Origin of the sequence: Candidatus Chlorohelix sp., from assembly GCF_037138995.1 — a bacterium.
Classification (GTDB): domain Bacteria; phylum Chloroflexota; class Chloroflexia; order Chloroheliales; family Chloroheliaceae; genus Chlorohelix.
In genome coordinates, this window is record NZ_JBAXHI010000007.1 from 120,153 (window position 1) to 132,167 (window position 12,015).

The window sequence follows — 12,015 nt, forward strand, 5'->3', positions numbered from 1 at the left end:
ACGTCATGGCAAAGTAAAATCGTGATTTTAATCACGTAGCTTTAAGAGCAAATACATAGTCGGTTTGAGCTTGCAGCGGTTAAGATAGAGGTATAAGTAATACTATTATAAAATCCAATTCTTCGATGGTTTTTCTCTATACTACTTCCAAAAATAAAAGAACCGCCGATTAGTAGCAGCGATTCTTTTTATTTTCCCGTTTCAAGAACGGTTAAAGCAAGGGGGTTTTATGATACCTGATGCAAGATTTGGCGACCGCTAGAATCTATGCCGCCGTTGGTGCGCTGCGAACCGTATGCCCATATATCAGAACCGCCCTTGAAATGGTAGTTGAACGCGCCAACTGCCACTTTCCAATAGAGCCACCAATCTAGCGCGTCCAGCGTACCACCGACCAAGATATTGTAGTTGGTCATTGGGGCGTAATGGTCAGCGTTCAGGTTGATGTCAGTATAGGAAACCACCGTGATAAGCTGGCGGTGGGTTACTTGCGGAATCGCGTTATACAGGTTTTGAGGGTCACTTCCGGCTACCGTATCGTTGTCGCCTTTAATCAGGGTGTACCAGATTGAGGCGGGGATGGTGTTAGCTCCTGCAATGGCATCATCGCTGCAAACACCGCCGTTGTTATTGCTGAAGTTGTTGGCGATGATGGCGGTAGGGGCGATGTAGGCGCTGTTGGTGGTCATGCGGGCTGCCAACGCTTCTACTTTCGCGCCCATAGAATGCCCCCACCACGCTACTTTGGGCGGGTTGCTGGCTTTGCCGCTCAACTTATTATTGATGGTCTTTTTAATACCATCCAGAAATTCACCTGCCATTCGGCTGTGTTGGCAATCCACTATTCCCGTATCGGTGTCAATGAAAAGGGTGATGTAACCTTTGAGGGTGAAGTGGCGCAACAACTGGTCGTAATTGCTGGTGCTATCGAGAAACTTGCCGGGACTTACTGCAATTACCGGGAAGCCCCCCGTTGGTACTGTTCCGGTTGGCACAAGATAAGTAACGGCGGTTGGATAGAGCGCCAACCCTTGCATATGCCAAATATTATAAGTGTTCACCGAATAGCTGGAATAGGCATAGACATCGCTACCGGGATTAGCCGGGTCGTGCGATTGGGTTGGACCTGTTACAGCGGCAAGGGGCGCGTTGGCTGGTGCGGCTAATAGCGATTTTACCAGAAATTGTTGACGGTCAAGGGCAGCAACTGGAGAGTAGGCTTGCGTTGTTGTTGGCGCAAAAGCACACAGTCCCAACATCATCGCCAGACTCATTAATCCAAACAGAGCGGCGCGTCTTATTACCTGTTTCTTCATCATAACAGTAGATACCTCCATACTCGTTGAGCATTTGGCGGCTACATTGCCGCACTACGTTTCCAATCAGACACACTAGCGAGAGTGAATCCTAGGATTTATACTGCAATAAATGAATTTTACCTTAGAATAGGTTAAATTAGCAAATACCATAATTTAGGAAATTTTGAGACTTGGCTTTCTTAATTTGCGATTGAGGGGGTTTCAGGCAACCAGCGTGAGCAAGTTGCCCTTAGAGCTACTAGGTTAAACGCTAAACGATCAGATTAGACGCGCATCGGCTACGTATAACGCCTTTGCGATTTGCGCCGCTACCGCCGCATTATTCTTGAGCAGCGCAATGTTGAGGGTGAGACTCTTGCCGCCCGTTTCGCGGCTGACCGCTTCCAGCAAGAATGGCGTAACTGCTTTGCCCTTGATTCCTGCCGTTACCGCCTGTTGCAATGCCGCTTCGATGGCGCGATTAATTTCGTCTGCCGAAAGCGCTGCGGAAGCGGGCGGCGGCACAACTACTACCAAGCCCCCGTTAAAGCCCAATTCCCATTGGGTGCGGGCGATTGCCGCAACTTCTTCGGGGCTATCGGCGCGTAGCTCAAGGCTGATGCCGCTGTGGGCGGTGTAAAAAGCGGGAAGCTCGTTTGTGCCGTAGCCTATTACGGGTACACCCTGCGTTTCGAGGTATTCCATCGTCAGTTCAAGGTCGAGGATTGCCTTTGCCCCCGCGCAAACTACCAGAACGGGGGTACGCGCCAGTTCGGTTAGGTCTGCGCTAATGTCGAAGGTTTGCGCTGCGCCGCGATGTACGCCCCCGATGCCTCCAGTGGCAAAGACTTTGATTCCCGCCATTTGGGCTGCAATCATGGTGGCGGCAACGGTGGTTCCTCCGGTTGTGCCATGCGCCAGTGTTGCCGCAAAATCGCGCCGACTGACTTTCGCCACACTCTTTGCAGTTGCCAGTTTTTCGAGCGCATCTGTGCTAAGTCCCACTTTAATTTTGCCGTCCATCAAAGCGATGGTGGCGGGGTTTGCTCCGTTTTGGCGTATGGTTTCTTCCAAAGTACGGGCAGTCTGGATATTCTCAGGGTAGGGCAACCCGTGAGAGATTACGGTTGATTCGAGCGCAACGGCGGGTTGGCGTACTTCCTCGCCGATTTCGAGGTATTTTTGCATTATATAAAGCTTTCTGTCTGTAATATATATACACTCTCCAACTTCCACACAAGTTTGAAGGTGTATATTAGGTTATATTATAAATCAAAGAGCTTACAATGCAGTATCAAAGAGGGTTTAGAAGCTGTCTTAATAACAACGTAAATTTGGCTCCTGCTGGTTGGAGGAGGGGTCATAGCGATAAAACCACACTTCGAGCGGACCACGTGACTCCATGTAGAGTCCCCTGCAAAAGCGGGCTACCGGAACCCATCCCTCTTTTAGCGAGTCGGGTAGCGCGGTGATATAAACTTTTCGCCCTTCGCTCCTCAGTTTTTCTACCTGTGCCACTAGCGAATCATTTTGGATACGGATTCCGCTATACTTTGGGGCGTATTCTTGCATATAGAATATCAAATAAGGAATTTGGTCGTTGATGACGATTGTAGTATCGGCTGGTTTCAGATTCTCGTTCACGTATCGCGCTAAACGCTGCCCAATTGGGGGGCTATCCCGATGCTCCCAAGCTAACGGGACGGTGATTATTCCCAACGCAACTATCATTACTAACGCTGCACTATATCCCGCAAAGCGTTTGGCGGGTAGCCCAAGTGCCACCATCACGCAGGTAATTGCTATCAAGGGTAAATCATAACGTGCCAAATCCACATCGTTACCAAGCAATATCCATAACAAGTAGGGCAAACCCCATAAGCCCGCCAGCAATGCCATATTTCGGTTTGAAGCTTTTAGTAAACGGGCAATGCCAATAGTTGCCAAAAACAGCAAACAGAGGGTAGGAAGAAGCCGAAGCCAAGTTGCGCCAATCCACCAACCGCCAAAACCGTAAACCAAGGTGGTTTCAAGCATTCGCACCGGGCGCGTTAGCAAGTTGTGGTCGGTTGTAATGCTGCCGCCCCATTCGGTGTAGTGACCGCTCAGATGGTTGGTAGTAGCATCAAAAAAGCCCTTGCCTTCCATCAAGATTTGCCAGCATAGCCATAGTTCGGTAGATAGTATCAAACCGCCTAGCACAAACACCAACATAGCGGGATAATTCCAATGACCTGCTTTTTGCTTTCGAGTTTTCCAAGCGGCATAAAACAGCGGGAGTAAAAGCGTTACGTAAGATAGACGTACACCCAGCATTAGCCCACCCAATATAGCTGCTGGTAACAGGTATTTCCATGCGTTTTTCGGCATTAGCAGCGAACGCCAGCATAGCCATAGCATTGTTGCGCCAAGCAAAAGAGCCAGCGGGTCGCTGAATATTTCGCTGCCGCCCAACCATGAGAGCGGAACTAGCAGCCATACCGCTGCTGCAACTATTCCAGCCAATTGCGCCTCTCGTTTGGTTGCTCCGGTAGCTTCTTTCCAGCCAATTGCTACTCCTGCCAGGGGCAAAATTGTCAGAACAGATGCAACTACAGACAACAGGTGTAAGGCATCCGCCGGGTTCGCGCTAAACCAGCGGAACAGGCTTCCAAACCAGAGGTAAACCGGGTATCCGGGCCAATGTGGGCGCATCTCTAACACCGAATACCGCACCAGTCCGCGAGTAAAGAAAATCCCATCCCGCGATTCAACAAAAGTCGGTATAGTCCATAGCCTGACTACTAGCCCTGCAAGGCTAAGTATAATTAGCGGTAATGCTTCACCCAAAACCCTATAATTTTTCGTCTGTCGGCTTTTGGATAGCAGATGATTCTGAGACTGTTCAGGTTTGTTTTTGTCAGATGCGCCCAACATTTTTAGTTCCCTAAAAGAAATAGCTTACTATCAGGGAAAATACTACCTGATAGTAAGCGGTGACAAATATTATTGCCGTTTGTTTAACCCAAGCTATAAGATAAGCTTATGAGCGTCGAGAGACAGTTGTTTTGGCAGGAGTTGTTGATTTGCTCTCCTTGCTACCGCTAGTCTCCTTTGTTGTAGTCGGAGTCACGGTTGGAGTTTTGGCACGAGTAGTAACGGTTTTGCTCTCTTTGCTGCTGCTGTCATCTTTAGAAGATGAATGGGTTGGCGTTGCCGTCGGAACCTGGGTTGCAGTCGGTACCGGTGCAGGAGTGGCAACGCAAGGGATAATAGCTCCATTATAGTCGTAGCACGGAACCGGGGTTGCAGTCGGTAACGGCGTAGGAGTGGCAGCGCAAGGGATAATAGCTCCATTATAGTCGTAGCACGGAACCGGAGTTGCAGTCGGTACCGGTGCAGGAGTGGCAGCGCAAGGGATAATAGCTCCATTATAGTCGTAGCACGGAACCGGAGTTGCAGTCGGTAACGGCGTAGGAGTGGTGCAACCATTATCACTGCTGCTATCGTCTTTGGACGAGTGAGTTGACTCAGGGCTTGGGGTACCAGTTTCTTTGCTGCTATCGTCTTTGGACGAGTGAGTTGACTCAGGGCTTGGGGTACCAGTTTCTTTGCCGCTGCTGTCTTTGGACGAGTGAGTTGACTCAGGGCTTGGGGTACCAGTTTCTTTGCCGCTGCTGTCTTTGGATGAGTGAGTTGACTCAGGGCTTGAGGTGCCGGTTTCTTTGCCGCTGCTGTCTTTGGATGAGTGAGTTGTGGAGGGGGTTAGACAATTATCTTTGTTATTGTGCTCGCTAGATGCAGTGGGAGTAGGCGTACTTAAAACTTCGTAGCAAGCGAGCGCAGTAATGGTACTAAATGGCAAAGCGACGAATGCCAGTAAAAGCAGCAGCCCTTGAAAAGCGGCTTTTTTCTTCTTAACCTTAATCATTGAAAGACAAATCCTTTCTGGAACACAACTGAATAAAAACTATGATGCTAAGAGAAATTCCAAGCATATATATGAGAATATAAATTATATATAACTCGATTGAAATTGTTACGAGAAATACACATAGATTTGGGAAAAATATCAAAGTAACAATATTTTTCTAATATTTTTCAGAACGAGGCTTACTACCTCAAAATGAGGCTCCAGAATTTCGATTATTGCTATGATAGCAGACAATTTACAAAATTGCCATAATTTTGATATAGCCAAAAGTACTATAGTACCATGACCTTTAGTACCATATGTTTTACAGAATAGCTATTTAGCGTATAAATTTCCCCGATTCTCCAATTAGATTGTATATAATTACTAACCCTAACAAGGTTGTCCTTTTACTTAACTCAACAGCAATTCCCAGATATAATCCACGCTTAATGTTTCAAGGGTTTGTAGTACAGCGGTTGCGCCTGTCCGCTTAAAAAGTTCTACTCTACTTAAATCAGGGTCATAGGCAATGGTACGCATTCCCGCCCGATGCGCCCCTTCAATCCCCATCGTTCCGTCTTCTATAACAAGGCATTTCTCAGGGGCAATTTCCAACTTTTCGGCGGCTTTCAAAAACACTTCAGGATGCGGTTTACCATTTGTGGTATCCTCCGCCACCACCGTTCCAGAAAAATAATTCTGGCTGCCCGGATTGCTGTTAAACACCAGTTCCAGATTTTTTGCGGGTGAGCCTGTGGCTATCCCTTGTTTGAAACCAGCTTCTTTCAATTGTTGTAGCAAACGCGCTACTCCGGGTAGAAACGGAATACCAACTTTTTCGGCTTTTCCCCTGAAAGCGGCATCCTTTAAAAGGCTCAGCTTATGCAATTCCTCATAACTGGCTTCGGAAAAATGGGGCTTAAATATTTCGATAGTGGGCATGCCACTTGTTCGGAAAAAATCTTCTTCCGTAAATTGTATGCCTCGCGAAGTCATAAAATCTGTTAGTACCTCAAAATGGATTGGCATAGTATCAACCATTGTGCCGTCCAAATCCCAGATTACCCCGTAACCGTTAAGGTTAGTTGACATAATTCTCCTTTTGATAAATTGGTTAAAAATCCTGTGAACCTAATTGCGCCAGTTTATGCGATATTTCGCTAGTTTGTCGGTACATTTGCAGAAATAAGTCGTAATATTCGCCATAAAGGGCGTGATTTTTGGCATTTGGTTCAATTCTATTGGGAGTTCCCACCCACACTTTTGATAGGGTATCGAAATCTTTGACTAAACCGGAGGCATAGGCTGCTAGGAAGGCATCTCCATAAGATGCGCCGATGATTTGTTGCGGTACATCTTGGCTTGTTCCGGTCACATCACTGACTATTTGCAACCATGTTTTGCTTTTTGCGCCTCCGCCTACTGCTACTAACCGTTTCGGGTTTGCGCCCATATCTTGCATCACTTGTAGGTTTTGGTTCACACCGTAGGCGGTTGATTCTAGCACAGCCCGGTACATTTCGGCGCGAGTGTGCGTCAGGGTTAAACCTGCGAATAACCCTCTGGCATGCGGGTCATGGATGGGCGTGCGCTCTCCTTGAAAATGGGGCAACATCAGCAGACCGCGTGCGCCCGGAGGAACATGCCAGGCTTCTTCGCTGAGAATGGCGTAGGCGGACGCGCCGCCTTTTTGCTCGGCTGCCAGTAAATCCGGCGCGAGTTGGTCTCGAAACCATCTGGTCAGCGCGCCAGTAGTGGACATGCCACCCGCAACCGCGTAATTTCCCAAATTGGCGTAAGCAGTAATCCACATACGCGGGTCTGTCACGGGCTTTTCTGCCACCAGAATAAAGAAAAAGGTAGTCCCATACATTAACATCATATCGCCGGGTTCTACCACGCCAACACTTAACGCTTCGGCTACAGCGTCTATTGTGCCGGTGGTTACGGGCGTGCCGCTCTTCAACCCCGTTTCTTTGGAAGCTTGCTGCGTTACCTGTCCGGCAATTTCGGTAGCCCATGCTAGGCGCGGCAATTTATCTATATCCCAGATTGGTTCTGCGCAACGGTCAGTCCACTTTAGGTTACGAATGTCGAAAAGCGGGTTAAAGTGAGAAGCGGTGTGATAATCCAGCACATACTCTCCGGTTAGGCGTTGTACCAGATAACTACTGCAAGAAGTGATATAGCGCGTTTGTCGGTAAATCTCCGGTTCATTATTTTTCAGCCATAATAATTTAGGTCCTATTGCTTGCGAAGTGAGCGCCATCCCGCTAAGTTCGTATAAGGCTTGTTCGCCGAACTGGCGGTTGAGTTGCTCAATCTCATTATAGGCGCGGGTATCAATGCCGTAGAGAATCGCCGGACGTAAGGGCTGCCCTTTTTCATTTAGCGGTAACAAGTCGGGACCTAGCCCGGATACCGCTACCGCTGCAATTTCGTTAGGGGAACAGCCCACTTCAGAGGGAAGACTGCGACATAGTTTTACGAAATCCGCCCACCAAACTGTCTCTCCATCTTGTTCTGCCCATCCCGGTTTTGGCAGTGACAAGCCATGCTCAACCGTCCTAGTAGCCAGCACTTTACCGCTGCTGTCACACAAGACCCCTTTGGAACTATATGTACCTATATCTATTCCTAATACTAATTCACTGCCCATATTTATCCCCTTTTTTCAAGGCTGAAAGTCCGGCAACATTATAGCAAGCGTTGTACTCAAACGAAATAGTTGGTTAAAAACCAAAAAGTACCCCAGCCATTGACCAGAACTCCCCAGATAATCAGCGCGATTCCCCTTCTGGGAAGCCTTTTGCCCAATGCAACCGCTAATAAAACAAGCAAAGGTACAATAAAATCAAGGGTAAAGCGATAACCAAACTGAGTCCAACCTGTATTGTAATAGGTCAGTAGTGGAACAAGCAATGCGCCAAGACTGACTAATGCGCCTATTTTTAATGGGGAAAAATGGCGCAACTTGAAAATATAAAATAATATCGGCATAGTCAGAAATATGCTCATCCCATGAGTGTCAGGGACAATATTCGGAATCGAAAGATTTAATTGAGGCAACAGTAAAAACAACGCTTCGAAGTTCGCCGGGATAAAATTCAGATTGAATTGACCGTAAGTATGCAAGTTATCATAAAGCTTTTTGCTTATATTTTGCTGTAAATACCCGAAATCGGTAGGATTTTCAAAGCGCAAGAAGTTGTAGAGCAGCAAGCACGCAACCGCCAATAGCATTGGGATTATAACGGCAAAAGACCATTTGAAAAGTTGCTTTCTTATTATCTTGCCATCACCGCTCTTTTGCTGTAAATGTAGCACCTCGATTCCAATCAATAGAGGCAAAGTCAGCGCAATATTAGGGCGTGCCAATACCGCTATTGCCAGACACGCTCCAACTATCCACGGTGATGCGCTTTTTAGGCATAACAGCGTTGCCAATAATACGAAGGTTAGGGTGCATATCTGACTGATAAACCATACATCGCCAACTACCGCCAAATACCAGTGGACACTACCCACCCCAAATAAGCCAGTCAGCATTAAATTGTCGCGGGGGCGTAAATTTGACCAGCCACGTATAACTAACGCTTCCAGCATCAAATATACCAGCGTGACATTTATCGACCCCAATGTTAGGGAAAAGATAGCGGCATTGATTTGCTGAGGACCTAATAATGCAACAAATGGGAGCATCAACAATGCGGGTAGCGGCGGAAAAGGCACATACCATAGCTCTTTGTACTGGATTAGGTCGAGGGTGTGAAGCGGTTGCTCAAGATACAATTTGCCATGCAAAAACGCATCCGCTAGGAAGTTAAAGTAATTGTAAGTCGAGTTGTAGTTACTGCCGGTTATCAAAAATGAGATGAGATAGATTGAGAAAAAGCCTTGAAAAACTAGGATAGCGCCTACTTTGGCGCTTGAAATGAAACCGGTAGAAGATTCTGTCGGGATGGTCATTAGTCTTTCCGTTCCAAAACTGATAGCACAGTAAAATGGCAAGGCTTTAAACTTGCAACATTTGTGTACAGGTGATTTTTTCTATATTTCCGACTAACGAGCGATAAATTGGATATAGTATATATTAAGCTCAAAATCAGAAATGAACAAGAGGGGGGATACCTGTTCAAGCAGAAGCTACAGGTTTTGACGGTACAATATTGATATTATGCAGGGAGGGGCTTTTTACCAACGCCTCCAATACAAGTTGCTGTGAAGCGGTGATATGATGTACCACCATTTTGCGTGCGGTTTCGCCATCCCCGGCAATTAAAGCCTCTACCAAGCCCTCATGCTCCGAAGATAACTCAGACTTTCTGGTCTTAAGAATATTGCTGAGATGTAGCACGCGCTCGCTCTCTTCTAGCGCTTGCCGAACTGCGGCAGCAAGGCGGCGATTGCCGGAAGCTTCCGCAACCATTACATGGAAATCAAAGTTTGCACGCCAGTAATTTTCTTCACTTTCAACATCCCCGACATTATAAGGCACCCGGCATAGCTCATCTAGCCGTTGCAGGGCAGACGCTTTAACATGCCCGGCGGCAAGTTGCGCGGCAGTACCTTCCAGTATAATTCTGTAGCTGAAAAGGTCTTGCAGTTCGCCCAACGTAATAGGCGTAACCTCGTAGCCGTGTCCGCGAATGCTGTTTACCAAGCCTTCCTGAGCCAGCCTAGTTAGAGCTTCCCGGATGGGGGTTTTACCGATTCCGGTTTCTCCTACCAATTGCGCCTCAGTAATGCGTTGCCCCGGCTCTAACTCACAGCGAATTATACGCCGCTTTAGTTCGGTATAAGCGGCATCACTTTGGGAAGATGCGGCTAATTTTTTCAAACTTATTGCTACTTCCGGTTGCGTTTCTAGGCGTGAATCCAACATATCCGGCTTCATTTGGAATAAATCTCCGCTGATAAAAAATTCAGGTTTGCGAATCTCTAACCTCAGTGTATCAAAATCCTCCCATAAATACAACAGCAATATTATTTTAAGGTGGCGGTATTGTATTGCAACTGGTATTGTGATATATTTCTACCAGATAAAGATTAAATTTTATGATTAAAGGAGATGCTGTTAATGCAAACTACCTTAGCTCCATTTAAAACTGAACCGGGCTTGGATTTTACCCTACCCGCCGAACAGCAAGCTTTTCAGGCTGCGCTTGAGAGTGTACGCGGGAAATTGGGCGTTACCTATCCGCTTTGGATTGATGGAAAGCCTGTGGTGCATGCTGAAACCTTCAGTTCGGTGAACCCGGCGCATCCCGATGAAATTATCGCTAAGCATGTGGTTACACGCCCCGAAGATGTGGAAGCGGCAATAGCGGCGGCTGAAAAGACTTTCCCCTTGTGGTCGGCTACCTCAATTCAGGAGCGGTTGACCTATATGCACCGAGCAGTCGCAGAACTTCGGCGCAGACGCTATGAATTGGACGCTTTGATGGTATTAGAGCTTGGAAAAACATGGGATGAAGCCGATGGTGAAGTAGCAGAAGCGATAGACCTGTTTGAGTGGTATGGGCGGCAAAGCCTGAAATTTGAACAGCCTCAGAAACTGACTCCTTCGGTTGGGGAGGATTTTTCATTTTTCTATATTCCGCTAGGGGTAGGCGCAGTTATAGCCCCTTTTAATTTTCCGCTTGCTCTGACTATCGGGATGGCATGGGGCGCGATAGTAACCGGCAACACCGTAGTTATAAAGCCCACCGATTCAGCCGCAACCGTTGTGGCATGGTTGTTTGAAATATTTAATGCCATTGGGCTTCCCGCCGGAGTTGCAAATCTTGTTACCGGACCGGGCATTGCCAGCGGTCAACAATTGGTAGCGCATCCGCGTATTCGCTTTATCGCTTTTACCGGTTCAAAGAGAGCGGGCGTTAATATTTACGAGAGCGGCGCGAAATTACAGCCGGGGCAAAAATGGTTTAAACGGATTCAGATGGAGCTTGGCGGAAAAAACGCCATTATCGTGGATGAAACCGCCGATTTAGATGCTGCTGCCGATGGTTTGATAGCCAGCGCCTTTGGGTTTCAGGGGCAGCGTTGCTCGTCTGCCGAGCGGGCGGTGGTAGTGGAAAGCGTGTATGACGCGCTTCTCGAAAAGGTAGTGGCACGCGCCAAAAAGTTAAAAGTAGCAGACCCGGTAAATGCTGACGCGCAACTTGGACCCTTGATTGATGAAATAGCGCAAAAAAAGTTTTTCAGCTATGTAGAATTGGGCAAGAAAGAGGGCAAATTGGTTCTTGGCGGTGGTAAGCCCTTTGAAACTGGCTATTTCGTAGAGCCTACCATTTTCTCTGAGGTTGCGCCAAACGCCCGTATTACTCAAGAAGAAGTGTTTGGACCCTTCTTAGCCTTTATTCGAGCGCGGGATTTTGATGAAGCGTTGGCAATTGCTAATGCTACTGAATATGGCTTGACCGGGTCGGTGTACAGCCGAGACCGCTCGCGCTTGGAACGCGCCCGACGCGAATTTCATGTGGGTAATCTCTATTTCAACCGCAAATCTACCGGAGCATTGATGGGCGTTGCGCCCTTTGGCGGTTTCAATATGAGCGGAACAGATACCAAAGCGGGAGGTCCGGACTATTTGCAATTTTTCCTACAAGGCAAAACCGTAGGGGAAACGCTTTAGGTAAAGTCTAAGGCAAGAATAATCTAAACTTTGCAAAGGGAAGCTAAACTTTTCAGGCTTCTCTTTTTCCCCTGTCATTTGACAATACCTCACGCGAAAATTTGACGCGCACTCGCAAATTAGAGCATTACAGGGCTGATACTGTTGGCGAACTACAAAGAAGAAAGGTTTGCTAGAATTAGGAG

The 12,015-nt window shown here is 47.4% G+C and carries 9 protein-coding genes; 1 reads left to right on the forward strand and 8 read right to left on the reverse strand.

Translation table 11 applies throughout. The features are described from left to right. Window positions 1-227: 227 nt before the first annotated feature. From WCK19_RS05480 to WCK19_RS05515, 8 genes are all read right to left on the reverse strand, one after another. Window positions 228-1,319 (reverse strand): hypothetical protein, encoded by a 1,092-nt coding sequence (locus tag WCK19_RS05480; protein WP_342396360.1) that lies wholly within the window; start codon window positions 1,317-1,319, stop codon window positions 228-230. A 258-nt stretch (window positions 1,320-1,577) separates the two neighbouring features. Continuing rightward, a complete protein-coding gene (locus WCK19_RS05485) occupies window positions 1,578-2,486 on the reverse strand; it encodes a pseudouridine-5'-phosphate glycosidase (protein WP_342396361.1) in 909 nt (302 codons plus the stop codon). 129 nt (window positions 2,487-2,615) lie between these two features. Continuing rightward, the gene (locus WCK19_RS05490) at window positions 2,616-4,214 is read right to left on the reverse strand and encodes a DUF2723 domain-containing protein (RefSeq protein WP_342396362.1); all 1,599 of its coding nucleotides are present in this window, start codon (window positions 4,212-4,214) and stop codon (window positions 2,616-2,618) included. Between the two features lie 106 nt (window positions 4,215-4,320). Beyond that, window positions 4,321-5,208 (reverse strand): hypothetical protein, encoded by an 888-nt coding sequence (locus WCK19_RS05495; protein WP_342396363.1) that lies wholly within the window; start codon window positions 5,206-5,208, stop codon window positions 4,321-4,323. Window positions 5,209-5,604: 396 nt separating this feature from the next. Further along, window positions 5,605-6,285, reverse strand: a complete 681-nt coding sequence (locus tag WCK19_RS05500; protein WP_342396364.1) for an HAD-IA family hydrolase — start codon at window positions 6,283-6,285, stop codon at window positions 5,605-5,607. A 22-nt stretch (window positions 6,286-6,307) separates the two neighbouring features. Continuing rightward, a complete protein-coding gene (locus WCK19_RS05505) occupies window positions 6,308-7,852 on the reverse strand; it encodes an FGGY-family carbohydrate kinase (protein ID WP_342396365.1) in 1,545 nt (514 codons plus the stop codon). A 56-nt stretch (window positions 7,853-7,908) separates the two neighbouring features. After that, on the reverse strand, window positions 7,909-9,162 hold the full coding sequence (locus WCK19_RS05510; protein ID WP_342396366.1) for a hypothetical protein: 1,254 nt from the start codon (window positions 9,160-9,162) through the stop codon (window positions 7,909-7,911). A 166-nt stretch (window positions 9,163-9,328) separates the two neighbouring features. Beyond that, window positions 9,329-10,090, reverse strand: coding sequence for a GntR family transcriptional regulator (locus WCK19_RS05515; RefSeq protein WP_342396367.1), 762 nt, complete (start codon window positions 10,088-10,090; stop codon window positions 9,329-9,331). 183 nt (window positions 10,091-10,273) lie between these two features. On the opposite strand from WCK19_RS05515, the gene WCK19_RS05520 reads away from it, so the two are divergent. Next, window positions 10,274-11,830 carry an L-glutamate gamma-semialdehyde dehydrogenase gene (locus tag WCK19_RS05520; RefSeq protein WP_342396368.1) on the forward strand — a complete coding sequence of 519 codons (1,557 nt, stop codon included), beginning with the start codon at window positions 10,274-10,276 and terminating at the stop codon, window positions 11,828-11,830. Window positions 11,831-12,015: the final 185 nt, after the last annotated feature.